Source organism: Deltaproteobacteria bacterium (genome assembly GCA_040223695.1).
GTDB lineage: Bacteria > Desulfobacterota_D > UBA1144 > Nemesobacterales > UBA2774 > JAVKFU01.
The window spans coordinates 142,225-159,750 of record JAVKFU010000009.1 but is presented as its reverse complement, the minus strand read 5'-3'; the positions used below and the strand labels follow the sequence as shown (position 1 = coordinate 159,750).

Sequence of the window (17,526 nt, the reverse complement as noted above, 5' to 3'; positions counted from 1 at the left end):
AAATCGAAGCGCTGTTTGAATCCCGGCGCTGTTTTTCTTTATCTAACGGGGAATCACCCCTTTTTGATGAGGGTGTGCCACTTGAAAATCCGCAGACGAAATGTAGTATAAAGCGGAAATTGTTTAAGATGTAATGTGAAGAGGAGTGAAGATGACGGATATTTCCGAATTAAAAGGAAGGCAGAGTGTAGTAATTATGGGATCGGGCCCTGCGGGGCTGACCGCCGCTCTGTATACGGCCAGGGCTAACCTCGAGCCTGTTGTATTCGAGGGCATGGAAGCCGGAGGACAGCTTACCCTGACAACGGACGTGGAAAACTTTCCGGGGTTCCCCGACGGAGTCCTCGGTCCCGAACTGATTGACGCGATGAGAAAACAGGCGCAGAGGTTCGGCGCGAAATTCGTGATGAGAACCATAACCTCGGTCGACTTTTCAGAAAGGCCTTTCAAAGTCGTTGTAGGCGATACGACTATCGAAGCCGACAGCTTTATTATAGCGTCCGGAGCTTCGGCTAAAATGCTGGGTCTGGAATCGGAGAAGTATCTCCTCGGACACGGAGTTTCAACCTGCGCCACATGCGACGGATTCTTTTTTAAGGATAAAGAGCTTATCGTCGTCGGAGGCGGGGACAGCGCCGCCGAGGAAGCAATATTTCTCACAAAGTTTGCGTCAAAGGTGAATATAGTCCACCGGAGAGACGAGTTGAGAGCCTCAAAAATACTACAGGAAAGGGCATTCAAGAATTCCAAAATTGATTTTATATGGGATACCGAGGTTCTGGAGATACTCGGCGATACGGAAAAAGGGGTAAGCGGGGTCGCTCTAAAAAACAATAAAACGGGTGAGACATCAGAAAGAGAAGCTCAGGGCGTCTTCATCGCGATCGGACACAATCCTAACACCGAAATCTTTAAAGGAACGCTTGAAATGGATGAGCTCGGCTATTTGATCACCAAAAACGGCTCGACGGAAACGAGCATACCGGGCGTGTTTGCCGCGGGGGACGTCCAGGACAATAAATACCGTCAGGCTATCACGGCCGCGGGCTCAGGCTGTATGGCGGCGATCGACGCGGAGAGGTTTCTCGAAGAGCAACACGGGTAAGAGGTGTTTCCCCTTACCGTCCAGGACTGCGGCCACTCTGTCGGCATAGGCCGGAAGAACGCATTCAGACCCGGCCCTCCCGAGTAAAGACATTCATCATAAGGAGGCATACCCTCTAGCGGTGAAATGAAGAAATTCTCTACAGCCGGGGAGACAGCTCCAACCTCCACCCATTCTTCTAATACAAATACCGTAAAGACAATCGGACTCCCGGGGATTCTCCTCATACTACTTTTCGCACTACTGGCCTATATATCAAAGGAGTTTAAGTACGATATTCCCGCTCCGGAAAAGCCCGTACTCGCTCTCGTCTCAGTTCTCATTCTCTCGGGCCTTTTGTATCTGATTACAGTTTACATCGTGCCCAGAACAGAGCTCACGGGGAAACAGTTAATCTGGATCGTGCTGGTCGGACTGGCGCTGAGGTTTTTGATGCTCGTCTCGACCCCGATGCTGGAAGATGATTTCTACAGATACCTGTGGGACGGCTCGGTGGCCTCGCACGGGCTCAACCCTTATCAATATTCCCCGGAGCAGGTGATAGAAAACCCCCGGATTCCTTCCGAACTCACCGGTCTAAAGAGCGAATCGGGTGAAATAATCAACCGAGTCAATCATCCCTACTTACGCTCCATATACCCGCCTGTCGCACAAGGGTTCTTCGCGGCCTCATCCCTGATAAAACCATGGAGCCTTACGGCGTGGAGACTGATTTTATTGATATCCGATCTGGCTACTCTGGGCCTGCTCTTCTATTCACTGCGGATTATCGGACTTCCGTCCGCCATGCTGATAATCTATTGGTGGAACCCGCTTCTCGTAAAGGAGATATTCAACTCGGGTCATCTGGATGTCCTCGTCTTTCCATTTGTGCTGGGCGCGATAATGCTGGCCGGGAGAAACAGATACTTAAGCTCTGCCGTGAGCATTGCGTTAGGGATAGGAGTAAAGCTGTGGCCCGCGTTCCTTCTGCCGGTTATTTTCAAGCCCCTCATTTTTAATCCGCGGAAATTAATACCGGCGGCTCTCTTATTTATCACCCTGATAATTTTTTTGCTGATTCCGGTTTATATTTCCGGCCTTGATGAAAGCTCGGGCTTTATCGCGTACGGCCGGAGGTGGCAGAATAACGATTCCGCATTCAGGGCTCTCGTATTCATATCGGAGCATGCTCTGGGAATCCTCGGCTACGCCGCGTTTCACAAATACGCACTGGCAAGGGCGATTATGGCCTTTCTCATAATACTGTGGGTAAGCGTTGTAACGCTTAAGAAATCCCTCGGCAGAGACCTCTTTGAGAAGAGCCTGTTTATAGTAGCATTCGTATTCTTGGTAAGCCCCGCTCAATTTCCCTGGTACTACACGTGGCTAGTTCCTTTTTTGACTCTGAGACCGAGGCTGTCACTGCTGCTCCCGACGCTTCTGCTCCCCCTCTACTATCTAAGATACTATCTGGAGCCGAGGGGTTACACCGGCATATTCGACAATGTCGTGGTCTGGTTCGAGTTTGTTCCCGTCTGGATTTTGATATTTATAGAATGGAAATACGGGGAAAAATACATCGAGCGAGCTTAACCATCGCCAATTAACTCCAATAAGGCGGGTACGGCTTTTTCGGCAGTCTCCCGGCCGGTTTTCATAATAGACTCGCCACGATGAAAATCGAATACCTTTACGTGCGAAAGCGGGGGGTCGATTATCAGGTCGGGAGGGTTTTCCCTGAAGTTATATTCGGTCAGGCGCCTTTGAGCGGCAACAGAGCTCTTCTGCACAATCTCAATGAGCGACAGTCCGGTTTTGCTTTCGCCGCCGTGCGCGGAAAACATATCCTCCATATAAAACTTCTCCGCGACAGAGCGGATATAATCCGCGAATGAAGCTCCTGCTTTCCCGCCGGGGACGCCCGATGAAGACAGGTTGCTTAACAGATCGACCGCTACTACGAGCTCCGCGCCCAGCTCATGCAACGCCTTTACGGGCACGGGCTCGAGCACTCCGCCGTCCACGAGAAGCTTGTCTCCCAGGATAACAGGGGTAAACAGCCCCGGTATCGACATACTAGCGCGAACAGCTCTCACGAGGCTGCCCTCTGTAAACGTAACGATTTCGGCCCTGTTTAAATCCACACAGACGGCGGCGAAAGGCTTTCCCAGCTCTTCTATATTCTCGACGCGGATGACCTCATTCAGAAGCCGCTCTATATAATTCCCGCTGAATAGACCCTTCGACGGCCACGTGGGACCGAGAAGGAAGGGGATATCGGTTACGCCCAATTTCTTTGAAATCTTCTCAAGACTATCGAGGCTGCCGGACGCGTAGGCAGCACCTACGAGCGCTCCTATGCTGGTCCCCGCCACCAGATCAAAATTGATACCGGCTGAGGTCAACGCACTCAGCACGCCTATGTGCGCGAACCCCTTTGCCCCTCCCCCTCCAAGCGCAATCCCGATCTTCTTTTTCATATTATGCGTAATTATCTATCCGTCCCGACCCGGCTTGAGAAAATTCATTTCGCTATAAAGCGCGCAGGAATTCTTTTATGTATCGGGTCAGCATTTTATGCTCCAGGAGAAAAGAATCGTGACCGTAGGGGGACTCTATTTCGTGGTACTCGACCTCTATGTCGTTCGCCTTCAAGGCATCCACTATTTCTATAGACTGATATGACGGAAAGAGCCAGTCCGATGTGAATGAAGTTACCAGAACCTTATCGCACCTAATTCTCTCGAACGATTCCTCAAGGCTGCCGCAGCCCTCCGCGGCGTCGTAAATATCGATGGCCCTCATGATGTATATATAGCTGTTCGCGTCAAACCGCTCGACGAACTTCTTGCCCTGATACTCCAGATAGTTCTCTATATCGAATTTGCTGCCGAGCTTTTGCTTCATCGAGCCGGGGTCAGGGTGATTCCTTCCGAACTTCTCCCACAGCCACCCGTGGCTGAGATAGGTTATATGACCTATCATCCTGGCAATCGCGAGTCCCTTGGCGGGAGGCCCGGCGCCGTAATAATCACCGCCCCTCCACTGGGGATCGTCCAGAATGGCGCGGATACCGACCTTGTGAATTGCGATAGACTGGGGGTTGGAAACGGCCCCTGACGCCACGAGAATAATCGAGTCCACGATATCAGGATATTGAAGAGCCCATTCGACCGCCTGCATCCCGCCCATGGAGCCGCCGACGACGGATGTAATGCCTTTTATTTCCAGCCGGTCCACAAGCGCCTTCTGAACATTGACCATGTCTCTTACGGTCACGACGGGAAACGACATTCCGTAAGGCTTGCCGGACTCGGGATTTATCGACGAGGGGCCTGTCGTCCCGTAACAGCTCCCCAGTATATTAGAGCATAAGACGAAGTATTTATCCGTATCAAATGCCCTCCCGGGGCCGATCATCACGTCCCACCAGCCCGGATATTTATCGTCCGGCTTGTGTTTTCCGGCGGCATGGGCGCTCGCGGTGAGGGCGTGCTCGATGATAATTACATTGTCCCGTGATTCATTCAGCTCTCCGTAGGTCTCAAAAGCGACCGTAATAGGGCCGAGCTTCGTACCGTTGTCCATAACGAATTTGTTCGGAGGGTACGCGAATGTGAAATATTCGGTCTCTACAAGCCCTACGGAACCCTCCTCAATTATGACGACCGGGGATTCCCCGAATTCCTTCTGGCTCATGCCTTTACCTTCTGTGACTCCTCTAAAGCGTTTTCTATATCCCAGAGAATGTCTTCAAGCGTTTCGATGCCCACCGAAATGCGTATCATCTCCGGGTTTACCCCTGCAAGCTCCTGCTCCTCTTCGTTTAACTGCCGGTGAGTGGTCGAGGCCGGGTGTATGATAAGGGTTTTCGCGTCGCCTACGTTGGCAAGGTGGCTCAGCAGATCGAGGCTTTCAATGAACCTGATGCCCGCCTCCTTGCCGCCTTTTATCCCGAAGGTGAAGATAGAGCCCGCACCCCCGGGAAGATACTTCTTCGACAGTTCGTAATACGGGCTGTCAGGAAGGCCCGGATAATTGACCCAGTTGACTGCGGGATGGTCTTTCAGGAACTCGGCTACAGAAAGCGCATTCGAGCAGTGCCTTTCCATTCTGAGGTTCAGTGTCTCGAGGCCCTGCAGGAATAAAAACGAGTTAAAAGGGCTCAGGGCAGGGCCGAACGTTCTTAAAATCTCGCATCGGGCCTTCATCGTATAGCCGAAATCCCCGAACGTTTCGTAGAACCTCACGCCGTGGTAACCCTTGGACGGCTCCGTCATTCCGGGGAACTTGCCGTTATCCCACGGGAACTTGCCCGATTCTATCAACACTCCGCCGATCGACGTGCCGTGACCGCATATGAACTTCGTGGCAGAGTGCACGATAATATCGGCCCCGAACTCAAACGGCCTGCACAGGTACGGCGTGGCGAAGGTATTGTCGACGATAAGGGGTATTCCCGCTTCGCGGGCTATTTTAGATACCGCCTCGATGTCGAGCACGTTACCGAGCGGGTTGCTGATAGTCTCGGCGAAGAGCGCCTTTGTCCTGTCAGTGATCGCGTTTTTAAAATTCTCGGGCTGATCGGGATTGACGAACGTGACGTTGATGCCGAGGTCCCTGAAATTAACGTCGAACTGCGAGTATGTGCCGCCGTAAAGCGTGCTCGAAGACACGAGCTCGTCCCCGGATTTAAGAATATTCAGTATCGCCACCATCTGGGCGGCCATTCCGGACGAGACCGCCACCGCAGCCCTTCCGCCCTCGAGCGCGGCCATCCTCTCTTCGAATGCGGCGTTCGTGGGGTTCATTATACGCGTATAGATATTGCCGAAGGTCTGGAGATTAAAGAGGCTCGCCGCGTGATCCGCGCTGTCGAATACATAGGCGCTGGTCTGGTAAATCGGCGCCGCACGGGAGCCTGTAGCCGAGTCGGGCAGCTGCCCGGCGTGAATGCATAATGTTTCAAAACCAAATTTTCTGTCAGGCATTTATCTTCCTCCGGGACTCAATATTCATACGGTGAATGAAAAACGGATTATATATATTCGCGCTCCTATCATAAATTCCGCCTTACCAGCGTGGAAGCTACTTCGGTCTTCTGGAAGACACGAACCCCCTGTTCACACCTATAAAATGTATCCCGCCGAAAAGACGCCCGTGCTCTATCTTCATGCACCTGTTCATAACGACCTCGAGCCCCGCTTCCCTCGCTTTCCCGGCGGCCTCCCCGTTAATCACGCCGAGCTGCATCCAGACGACCTTTGCCCCTATCTCGATCGCCTGCTCCACGATAGGCGGGACATCCCGAGGACGCCTGAATATATCCACCACATCCACGGGCTCCGGTATTTCGAGGAGACTCGGGTAGCATTTTTCCCCCAGTATTTCCTTCTGCCCCGGATTGACAGGAATGATTCTGTAGCCGTGCTCCTGGAGATATTTAGCGGCGAAGTAACTGGGTCTGTGCCAATTATTGGAAAGGCCTACTACTGCGATAGTATCGTTTTCTCTCAATATTCTTCTTAGAGTGTTTATGTCTTCCATAACCCGCTCCTGTCAATAGATAAACTACACTAATTTTACCCTCGCTTACAAACCGCCTGTCCCCGCGCCGGAGTGGTTGGAAAGACGTCCCGGACAAGAATTATTCCGGAACCGTCCGCTAATGCGGGACCGAAACCTATCTCGACTATAATAGAACGAAATGATTGACACCTTAACACCGATTCCATATTCTAGAATTATATATGGAAGCGGCATACAGGGGTTACAAATTTAAAAGGCCGTTCCTGCCTCCCGGTCCCCAGGGGCTGCCGTTTGCGGGTTCCCTTGTGAGTTATTTCAGAGACCCTCTCGGTTTTCTTACAAGAATCGCGGCAGAGTACGGCGATATAGTTTACTACAAGACGGGCTCACGCAAGGTGTACCTGCTCAGCAATCCCGAGCATATAAAAGACGTACTCGTGACTAATAACCGTAACTTTACCAAGAGCAGGGCCCTTGAAAGGGCCAAGGTGGTTCTGGGCGAAGGGCTCCTGACAAACGAAGGCGAGTCTCATTTGAGGCAAAGAAGGATTATTCAGCCCATATTCCATCACAGGAGAATAAAGAACTACGGCGACGTAATGGCAGAGTACGCCAGTCTGACAGGCGAAAACTGGCGGACGGGTGAGGCTCTCGATATTCACCGGGAAATGACCCGCCTCACGCTCGCAATCGTGAGCAAAACACTGTTTGACGCCGAAGTCGAATCCGAATCCGATGAGATTGTAAAATCACTGACCGATATCGTAACCCTGTTTCCGAGGTTCGTTTTTCCTTTCTCCGAAATTCTGGACAGCCTGCCCCTGCCCGGCAACAACAGGTGCCGCGAGGCTATTGAGCGTCTGGACAGTATCATATTCGGGCTGATTGAAGAGCGGCGCAAAAACCCGGGAGAGAAAGAAGACCTCCTGACCATGCTTCTCGAAGCTCAGGACGAGGAAGGGGACGGGGAAGGAATGAGCGACCGTCAGGTGAGGGACGAAGCGATAACGCTCTTCCTGGCAGGCCAGGAGACAATGGCCAACTCCCTTACCTGGACTTTCTACCTTATCTCCCAGCACCCCGAAGTCGAGCGAAAACTGCACGGGGAGACAGGCGCTGTTTTGGGAGACCGTTTAGCTTCCGTGGAGGACCTGGGGAAACTTTCATACACTCACAAGGTTTTTAAGGAAGCGATGAGGCTGTATCCCCCGGCATGGGCCGTCGCAAGGCGCGCCATTAATGATTATGAGGTTGACGGATACGTAATCCCGGCGGGCGCGGATATTTTCATGAGCCAGTTCGTCGTGCACCGCGACCCCCGCTTGTATACCAACCCGCTGAATTACGATCCCGACAGGTGGAATTCCGGGTTCGAGTCCGGTCTCCCGAAGTTCGCCTACTTTCCCTTCGGCGGAGGGCCGAGGCGCTGTATCGGAGAGCCATTCGCATGGATGGAGGGCGCGATACTGCTCGCCACTATAGCGTCCGGATGGAGAATGCGCCTCGTCCCCAACCAGCGTATCGAACCCGACCCCCTTATCACGATACGTCCCAAATACGGTATAAAGATGATTATGGAAAGAAGATAAACCGTGAATTATTTATCTTCAAACGCATAGCTTCCGGTATTTTTATTTTTCAACCACCCGGTGGTTATTTTGGCTTTCCACCCTGTAGGTTATGCTGTCCGAGCGCCCGGAAGAGTCCACGACGACCAGGTTGTGTATTCCCTTCTCAAGAGGAATAAATACTTTCTTGTAAGGTCCTGACGAAGCCGCGAGCTTCCCATCCTGATACCAGTAGAGGGTATCGACCTCCTCGCTCACCCGGGCGGCGAGCTCGACCCTCTGATGCTCCGCGGGCATTCCCCTGAGCACCCGGTAAGGTGTGGTCTTGTCGGGAGAAACGATCTTCGGCGCGCGCTCCGAAGGCACGTCGTTGCAATAGGGGCTTAGCGGGGGCATCGTTTCAACCGGCTTTCCCTCGGCCATCCACCATGCGACGAGCTCCGGCGGATAGGTCGTTATGACCCGCGTCCCGTGAGGGCGGGAGCCGATGCAGTCCCCGAGAAGGAGTTCTCCCGTCTCGGAATCAACGAAAATTCTGCGGGAATAATCATCCATCCTGATAGCGGATACCCCTTTAATGTAGGTAACGCTGTCGGTCTCGCCGCAGTAAGGGGTCGGCAGCAAGTGGCTCTCCCTGCAAACCTCCGCCGAGCCGAGTTTAAGCCCGTCCGGCATTTCAATGGACGCTCCGTCGCCCTCTAGGGAACGGAACATGTCGAACAGAATAGGAGCCGCGTGCTCGGAGCCGGAGATGCCCTTCTGCCCCCTCCCGTCCGGGTTACCCACCCACACACCTACGGTATAACGGCTCGAATACCCTATTGACCACGCGTCCCTGTGACCGTAGGACGTGCCTGTCTTCCAGGCCACTTCCGGCACGTCTTCGGTGAGCGCCCAGGTGTTTGAAGGCATGTCGGGGCGTCTCAGCTCGGTGAGTATTTCCGTAATCAGGTAGGAAGCCTCGGGGGAAAATAATCTTGTTTCCGGATAGTCTCTTCCGTCCTCCTGCGACACTTTAAAAGGGCGATAAACCCCTGCCTGGGACAGCGTGGCGTAGAGGTTCGCAAGGTCGAGAAGAGTTACCTCTCCCGCCCCCAGTACGAGCGGCAGACCGTATTTTTCCGACGGCCTGTCGAGCGTTGAAAGCCCGCCATTTAAAAGGAGACCGTGAAAATCCTTCAGCCCTACCCTTGAGAGAATCCTCACCGCGGGGGCGTTGAGTGAGAGTATAAGGGCATGCGTCATCGTGACGCGTCCCCTGTATCTATCGTCATAATTCTCGGCTATGTACCCCGAAAAGTCGGTCGGTATATCGAGCACGTAGGAGTCGGGAATTACTATTCCCTTATCGAGCGCCATGGCGTAGAGAAAGGGCTTTAACGCAGAGCCCGGAGAGCGCCTCGAGAGAGCCAGGTTTACCTGCCCCGAATGTTCCTTTTCGAAGTAATTGCTCGATCCCGCCATAGCCCTTACATCCCTGTTCTCGTTCTCGATCACGACTATGGCCAGGTTATCGATACCCCCGTTCCTTAACCTGCCTGTATGCCTTCTCGCCACTTCTTCGGCCATTTTCTGTATAGAGCTGTCGAGAGTGGTTTTCAAGCTATTCCCTTTCGATACTCCGTAATAGACGTATTCCGCGAAGTGCGGGGCTCGAAACGGCTGGGGCCGCCTCTTGTACGGAACGGGCTCTTTCATGCCCCTGGCCGCATCCTCCTTTGTAAACACTCCTATGAGCGCGAGCCGCCTCAAGACCCTGTTCCTCTCTCTCAGCGAAACCTCGGAATTCCGCGTCGGATCATACGCGACGGGGGAGCGGGGGAGCACCGTAAGAAGGGCGATTTCGTGGGGCGAGAGGGCGCGCGGGCCCTTTCCGAAGTAAAAATAGGAGGCTGCGCCTACGCCCTCAATATTGCCCCCGTAGGGAGCTATATTGAGGTAAATCTCAAGAAGCTCCTCGTCCTCGAAGCAACGTTTTAACTGGAGGGCGCGGAAGGCTTCCACCGCTTTTGAAAAGAAGGTCCTGGGTTTGGGCTCGGCCATGCGGGCAATCTGCATCGGGATAGTCGAAGCGCCCGATACCACCTTTCCCGACTTTAGATTCGTGTACGCGGCCCTCAGAAATGAAAGCGGGTTAACGCCCGGGTGGCGGTAGAACCACCTGTCCTCGGAAGCTATCACCGCCCGGGCGAGTCTTGGGGAAATGTCATTGAGCTCGACGTGAAATCTCCAGTGATTGTCCGCGGGCAGAAAAAAACGGAGAGGCTTTCCTTCTCTGTCCGTAATTACGGCAGCAGATTCCCTTCGAAGAGATTCGACTGGAAACGGAAACAAATAATCCAGTAATAAAAACAGGAGGAATGCGCTTGATAAAATTAAGAGTAGGCCCGTCAGCAGGGCCGCCGCCAGACTCTTACGCGATGAAGCAATTATTGATGCGTATCCCGCAATTTTCATAATTCTTCCATTCCGATACGAGGCATAAGACGGTTATTCCCTGAGCTTGACCACAAACGGCTCCTCAAGCTTTCCCGTAAACCTGATATTGGGCGAATACATCGCTTCCGCCTGAACTGGGAGCACCGTAAAGGTTCCGGGATTCACCGCACGCAGCAACGCGTAATAGTTATACCACTTCGCGTCGGGCAGGTTCGTGAATATAAGAATGCGGTCGTCCCTGATGTCGAGATATTCGGGCTTGATGCCCTTTCCTGTGGCCCATTTCAACGTCTCCGTAGTTTTGAGCCTCGGGTTCTCGACCTCGAACCCCGAAGGCAAAAGATTCTCTATCACCACATTTTGAAGCCGTCCCGCATCGCTCTTCACCTTTGTCCTCACCACGATGAGGTCCCCCTGCTCGATGCTTCCGGGACTGACCGGAGCGCCGCCGCGGGTGAGAAACTCCCTTTCTACGATGAGGCCCTGCTCAAGCGGCTTGAACCCTTTCCTTGTCGGTATACCTTTCGTTGTCAGGGAATAAAAGGCGCTTCCGTCCTGAAATCCCTCGTCCATCTTTATGGTTACGGGTTCATCCCCCTCGATATTAGTCAGGGTCAGTGTTTCGTCACTGCTGAAGGAGGCGACCTCTCTGTCACCCGCATAAACGGAGCCTTTATACGGGGGGGAGTCGATCTGCCGGCTGACGAACCGGCCTATGGCGAGGAGAGCGAAGGAGCTCTCCTGAGTGGTCCACCAGGGATTGAGCTCCGCGTCCCTGGAGAGGCGCTCGACGAGCTCCGGCACCCTCGGGTCATCCGGATCCACGTCCAGTATGGCGAGGAGGAGTATCGCCCTGTTCCTGATGGTCGAATTAAAGTTGCCCCCGGTCTCTCTTTGAACCTCTTCAACATCGTTTAATCCCTCGAGCAGCTCCTCGAGCGCGGACGCGTCCCCTGATGCGGCGTATGCCCCGCCGAGAAGCGCCCTCGATTCCACGGTGAGCTCGTCCCTGTGGCGCTCTCTGATAAAATCCATCGTGCTCTTATCGGGCTGTCCGTCGCGGCTCAGGACATAAAGCGCGTAAACGGCGCGCTCAAGCTCGCCCGTGCTGTATTCACCCTTCGCTTTGGCTACGTTCTTCACATACCCTATAGCCCCCGAATAGAGTGAGTCCTGAACGAGGTATCCGGCCTTCCGGGCCTCGACGAGAAAGTGCGCAGTGTAAATACTCGCCCAGGGCTCCGCAGTCGCCCCGCCCGGCCACAGAGAGAACCCGCCCCCGTTCAGCTGCATTGTCCCGATACGTCTTATGCCTTCCTGGACCATGGCTGCCGGGTCCGACTTTTCAAAAAGCTCGGGCTCGATTTCGCTCGCTATCTCCGATAGATACAGGAGTGGGAATACCCGGGACGTAATTTGCTCGAGACAGCCGTAAGGGTACTGAAGCAGATATTCGAGCTTGCCGGAGAATTGTATGAGCAGAATCCTGCTTATGTAAAGCTCGCGCCTAATGGTGCCCCGGCGGTATGAATCCTCGCCTTCTATGCTCAATTCGGTCTCGAGACCGCTTACCCTCCCGATTTTCTCTTCCCTTCTTTGAGGAAGGTCGGGGAGCACCGGCGCCTCGATATCGGAGGCCGTGGACTCGCCGTTTCCGGACGCTCTTACACCGAGCCTGAGGGCGCCCGAATCGTCCGCAGTATCAATAGTGAAATAAACCGTTTTCTCCCCGCCCGCCGGTATATCGACATCCCTGCCCGCCTCTTTTTTGTTTTGCCGTTCCTCATCGCCCGAGCCGCCCCCCGCCTCTCTTACGGACGCGGGACCGTCGAGAGATAAGCTCACCGTTATGACGCCGTCCCGCCCGGTGTCGTTCCTCACGGAGACAGGAATGACGACACTCTCCTTAAGCGAGAAAAATCTGGGAACGGTCGGAAGGAGAACAATAGGGGACTTCACCCTCGTAAACTCCTCCGTTGAGCCGAACCGTTTCCCGTTCACGGCCACAGCCATTACGCGCAACGCGCCCTGGAACTGAGGGATATCGAATGAAACCGCCGCATTCCCCTCCTCGTCCGCCTCGATAATGCCGGACCAGAAGGCTACGGGCTTCACCCTCCTGATGCCCTGCGTGCTAAGGAACTGCATTTCCTTCCGGGCGGCGAACCCCCCGCCCGGAGGCGAAAGCCCGAGAGAGACGTCGGGCAGAAGGAGCGAGTACGTATCGTAAGAACTGACTCCGAGCGCAAGTTTTCTGTAAAAGTATATAAAGGGGTCAGCTGTCTTTTGATCTATAAGCTGTAATATTCCTTCGTCGACAGCCGCTACAGTAACCACTGCGCCCGGTTCGGTTTTGACGCCGACCTCAAGCTGTGTGAGCGGTCTTATTACCTCGGGGGCGGTTATCTCGATACCGATTTTGTTTTCGCTGCGGTCAACGTTTATCGGCACTGCGCCGAATGCCCTCCCCGCGGAGCCCGGCTCAAGGTCTTTAACCGACCTCACGAGAGTAGCGGTGATGTAGGCGTTCGGGCGGTATTTGTCGCTTACCGGAACAGATACCGTAGCGGTATTTCCGTCGAGGTTATGAATCTCCGTGTAGTAAATATCATCCCGCTCTACCGTGATCATTAGTTTCCCGGAGAAAGGTGCCCGTACCTGAACATTAGCGGTCTCGCCGGGCATGTATTCTTTTTTCTCGAGGTCAAGCTCAATCCTTGCGGGATTCTCCACGGCCCAGGGGGAAAATCCCCATCCGCTCGCGTAGAACTGCACCTGCGTCGACGACCCGCCGCGGGGGTCGGAGAGGACGACGCGGTAGCTCCCGAACTCGGGGGGCGTGAAAACGAAACTACCCTCAGGCGCCCCGCTGTCTATCAGCATTGAATTTATCAGAACGGAATCACGCTTCGATTCGTATTTATAGTTTCCGGAAGAGGTTTTCCTGAGCGCAGTATTCCATACGTCTTTGTAAAGCTCGGCCTTTAACTCGCCCGTTTTTACCTCTTCTGTCCGGTCATCCTTCCGGGCCAGCGCCACGTATTCGAACTCAACCTCCTTACCCGGCTCCGCGTACCGGTCAGGCGCTTTCCGCTTAAGGCCCAGATAGTAGGGATAAGGATCAACGTTTACTTTCCTGATTGCGCTTACTCCGCGTCCGCCCGTCTCCTGAACACGCGCCGTGATCTGCGCCTGAAGGGATGAAGGGGGCCTGAGACCCCCGGGCAGCTTGATGGAGAAATTCCTGACACCGTCCTCACTCAGCGCGCCTTCTTCTTTGAATATCTCCCTGGAATCGAACTTCCTGTCGGGATTCGTAAAGACAAAACCCTTATAATCCTCGGGCAGAAACGGATTCTCCACCAGATCTATCCGGGTCTCGACCGCGAGGCCCGAAGCGGGAGGTCCGAAGAGATACGCGCTTCTTACCTCGTAATCGAGCTCCCCTTCGAGCGGGATATTATCCTCTGCGGTCTCTATCCTTACTTTGATTCGGTCGGGTATAAACTCCTCGACCTGAAAGAGGTACTGACCTATCAACTCGTCCCCCGCGATTACCTCAAGCGTGTTATTCCCCGTAGGAGCGAAATCGGGGAGAGGCAGCTCGAAAGAAAGAATTCCATCTTCATCGGTTGTCTCTTTTACGGTCTTTACAAGGCGGCCTTTCGCGTCTTTCTGCTTGAGTATAATAGGCATGGGCCGGGGCGTATTTAAATTCGCCTCCCTCACCACCGCTATGCCCTCGACAGTTTCTCCGGGACGGTAGATATCCCTTTCCCCGTAAACGTAGGCCGTATATCCCCCGGCCGAGGGAACCGCCCCGCCCACGTCGAGCCCGGAGGTGTCTATTTTCATATTTTCAAGAAGGAGGAAACTGAAATCCCCGGCCTTCTCAACCGTGACCATGTAGGGTTTACTCTCCTTGAGCTTCTCCCCCATACCTGTCGCGCGGAATATGCCTTTCCCGTCGGTCAGCCCCTTAGCCACGACCTGGTTTTGCACACTGATTACCGAAACCTCGGCTCCAGGCACCGGATCGAGGCTCGAGAAAGAAGTCGCCCAGACTAAAAACTCGTCTTTGCCCTCTTTGGCCACTATCCCTATATCGGTGATAAGCACCCATTTCTGAATCCCATCATATTTACCCTCGGGCACTATCCCCACCTGATACAGCCCGGGTTCATTTTCCGGGACGTACTTTTTAAGGTTCAGCACGGTAGAAACCTGCCGGTTTAGCTTCTTCTCGATTTTAAAGCCCTTTTCATCAACGATACGGTCGCCGAAATAATCCCCGACGGCTCCCTGATAATACTCGTCCCTCCAGACCGAATAACCGTAGGATTGAAACAGAAAAAAGAGGTTGTTCAGATACACCCGGTCCACCGTTATATCGACTTTTTCAACGTTTATGGAGTCGAGCTTCACGGCGTGAGACCCCTTTGAATCGAGAAACATGCCCGGGCTTTCGAATTCTATCCCGGGTTTCAGGTCTGAAAATTGAATCTCCTTTTTGTATTCATGCCTGAGCACCGCGTCGTCGTAGGCCGGAAGCCCTCCGGAAATTGAAAGACGGTATTTTTTGCCCGGAACGAATTCCCCGGTCAGCGCCAGATTGTTCTGAACTCTCTTTACCGTATGTTTAACTTCGGGCTCTATCGATATGTAGTCAGCGGCAATTTCAGGCTTTACCGCTGAGGAGAATCCGATAACGATTGAAGATTTGGGATATTCCGCCTTCGGAGTGACGCTCCTTACGGCAAGCTTGTCTTTGGAGCCGAGTGGTATTTTTTGAATGTAGTCCTCTCCCAGCCCGACATTACCCTCTGCGGGAGTGAGATCCCCGACGATAATCAATTCGAGCTCCCTTTCACCCGCCGTTTTCTCGACAGGGACGCTCTTCCACCTGACGGACGAATTCCAGTAGTCGGTTATGAGCTTGACCGGAATCTCCTTTTCCCCGTCGTCTTCGTCACCCCCGGGCTCGATAAGCTTTATCTTTCTCGCCAGAACTTTCGGATCAACCGGATAGTTAAAATCCAGTTTGCCGTTAAGTGTTACGGTATTTTTCCTGTCCGGTACGGGCTCTTCCTCAACCGTAGACTGAACCAGCTTGAACTTATCCGTCCTTATCTCGAACTCGGTTTTGCCCCCCAGCCTCTCCCCGCGCTTCAAGAAATTCCCGGCAATGAGAGAGATCGTATAATCCGTAGCCATGTTGAATCCGTAAGACGCCTCAAATCTCAAAACATTAGGGCTTTTCCAGAGCCACGAGCCGTTTACGGGAGGGCTGATAGTGCCGGGATCGCGGCCCAGAATCTCGCCGCTCTCATTCTCGCCAACAGGCTTATTAAATACGAAATCGACAAACCTGTTGTCCTCCTTGTCGAGCTTGACCTCGACCACCCTTACCCCCCGGCCCTCAGGCGCTTGCGCGGGTTTTTCAGATTCGGGTCCGGTAAAATTGTTTTTTACCAGCATGAATCCCATTACGAGGGCAATCGCAACAAGTAGAACAATAGCCGCGTTTCTCGGATCTTTTATATCCCGCATTCTGTTTTTATCGGATGTATCGCCCATTTCTCGCTCCTGTCTTTTGGCCTGAATAAATTACGAACCGCGGTCTCATGTACGCATGAAGCCGATATTAGATTATAAAATATAGTTGAGAAAACTAAATAATGTTTAACCGGGGCAAGACATAAATCAAAAAGCGCTTCTGAAAACTCAAACCCCTTTATATTGATTAAAGATATATCCGCTACATAATATTAGGACAAATAATTTTTTAAACGCTCTTATGAAAAAACTGAAAAATAAAGTCGCGCTAATAACCGGGGGCGGAACGGGAATAGGAAAAGCCACGGCGCTTCTCTTCGCAGAGGAGGGAGCGAACGTGGTTATCACCGGACGCACCGAAAAGACACTCGATGATGCGGTCCGGGAAATGAGCGGCGACGGACTGTATATAGACTATCTCGTAAGCGACGTCTCGGTGGAAGCAGACTGTAAGAGCGCCGTCGATAAGACGGTAAATAAATTCGGGCGGATCGATATATTATTTAATAACGCGGGCGTGTGTTACAGAGCCAACACTCACGAAACCACAAACGAGCTCTGGGACGAGACATTCGACGTTAACGTAAAAGGCGTTTATTTCATGTCCAAATACACGATACCCCGTATGATTGAAGAGGGTTCCGGCTGTATTGTAAACAACTCATCCATACTGGGACTGAAAGCGTCGCCTGCGGGTTTCGCGGCCTACAGCGCCTCAAAGGGCGCGGTAAATCAGCTCACCCGGAGCATGGCGCTCGAGTACGCCGACAGGGGAATCCGCGTAAACGCCATTTGCCCCGGAACCATATATACGCCTATGGTAGATAAGCTATTCGAAGAATGGGAGGACAGGGAGGCGGGCGAAAAACGCTATATATCGGTTCACCCCATCGGCCGCCTTGCCCAGCCGGAGGAAATAGCAAACGCCGTTTTATACCTCTGCGACGACAGGGTTAAATTCATCACGGGCGCGATGCTTTCCGTAGACGGGGGGCTGAGCGCGAAATAATCTGGAACTAAAATCAAAGTCTTCAAATATGGAAGCCCAATCAGGAGCCGAGTAAAGAGAGTATTTGGACACCTGCCCGAACCCGATTACCGGGAAAGACGGCCGATCACCTTTTCGTATCTAAAAAGCCATTCATAGTTTTTATCCCCCTAGCTCGGTATTTGAATCGGATTTCATGCTTTAGTATTAATACTTTAGTATTATAACGTAATATCAATTAAACCTTTTATATTGGAAGAAATTAAGTCTTGATAGAGTACGGAAACATAGACTAACATAATTGCAGGGGGCGGGTACATGAACAAGACATACGGTTTCACTGATTTGGCACTATATTC

At 52.9% G+C, this 17,526-nt stretch carries 10 protein-coding genes; 4 read left to right on the top strand and 6 right to left on the bottom strand.

What is annotated here, in order from left to right; genetic code table 11:
- Positions 1-151 precede the first annotated feature (151 nt).
- Both trxB and RIG61_02365 read left to right on the top strand, forming a co-directional pair.
- The gene (gene trxB, locus RIG61_02370; protein MEQ9618000.1) at positions 152-1,105 is read left to right on the top strand and encodes a thioredoxin-disulfide reductase; all 954 of its coding nucleotides are present in this window, start codon (positions 152-154) and stop codon (positions 1,103-1,105) included.
- A 126-nt stretch (positions 1,106-1,231) separates the two neighbouring features.
- Positions 1,232-2,680, top strand: coding sequence for a glycosyltransferase 87 family protein (locus RIG61_02365; GenBank protein MEQ9617999.1), 1,449 nt, complete (start codon positions 1,232-1,234; stop codon positions 2,678-2,680).
- On the opposite strand, the gene RIG61_02360 is transcribed toward RIG61_02365, so the two are convergent.
- The 4 genes from RIG61_02360 to RIG61_02345 form a co-directional block, all read right to left on the bottom strand.
- On the bottom strand, positions 2,677-3,567 hold the full coding sequence (locus RIG61_02360; protein ID MEQ9617998.1) for a patatin-like phospholipase family protein: 891 nt from the start codon (positions 3,565-3,567) through the stop codon (positions 2,677-2,679). The genes RIG61_02365 and RIG61_02360 overlap by 4 nt on opposite strands.
- Positions 3,568-3,619: 52 nt before the next feature.
- Positions 3,620-4,786, bottom strand: a complete 1,167-nt coding sequence (locus RIG61_02355) for a homoserine O-acetyltransferase (protein ID MEQ9617997.1) — start codon at positions 4,784-4,786, stop codon at positions 3,620-3,622.
- Positions 4,783-6,078 (bottom strand): O-acetylhomoserine aminocarboxypropyltransferase/cysteine synthase, encoded by a 1,296-nt coding sequence (locus tag RIG61_02350; protein ID MEQ9617996.1) that lies wholly within the window; start codon positions 6,076-6,078, stop codon positions 4,783-4,785. The genes RIG61_02355 and RIG61_02350 overlap by 4 nt, the downstream gene beginning before the upstream one ends.
- 97 nt (positions 6,079-6,175) lie before the next feature.
- On the bottom strand, positions 6,176-6,634 hold the full coding sequence (locus tag RIG61_02345; GenBank protein MEQ9617995.1) for a CoA-binding protein: 459 nt from the start codon (positions 6,632-6,634) through the stop codon (positions 6,176-6,178).
- Positions 6,635-6,837: 203 nt separating this feature from the next.
- Between RIG61_02345 and RIG61_02340 the strand changes: the two genes are divergently transcribed.
- Entirely contained in the window at positions 6,838-8,205 is a 1,368-nt protein-coding gene (locus RIG61_02340; protein MEQ9617994.1) for a cytochrome P450, read from the top strand.
- A gap of 42 nt (positions 8,206-8,247) precedes the next feature.
- Here RIG61_02340 and pbpC read toward each other — a convergent pair whose 3' ends face one another.
- Complete coding sequence (gene pbpC / locus RIG61_02335; protein ID MEQ9617993.1) at positions 8,248-10,641, bottom strand: penicillin-binding protein 1C; 2,394 nt, start codon at positions 10,639-10,641, stop codon at positions 8,248-8,250.
- Positions 10,642-10,674: 33 nt separating this feature from the next.
- Positions 10,675-16,200: an MG2 domain-containing protein gene (locus tag RIG61_02330; protein ID MEQ9617992.1), complete on the bottom strand. Its 5,526-nt coding sequence runs from the start codon at positions 16,198-16,200 to the stop codon at positions 10,675-10,677.
- A gap of 220 nt (positions 16,201-16,420) precedes the next feature.
- On the opposite strand from RIG61_02330, the gene RIG61_02325 reads away from it, so the two are divergent.
- Entirely contained in the window at positions 16,421-17,188 is a 768-nt protein-coding gene (locus RIG61_02325) for an SDR family oxidoreductase (GenBank protein MEQ9617991.1), read from the top strand.
- The last annotated feature ends 338 nt before the right edge of the window (positions 17,189-17,526 follow it).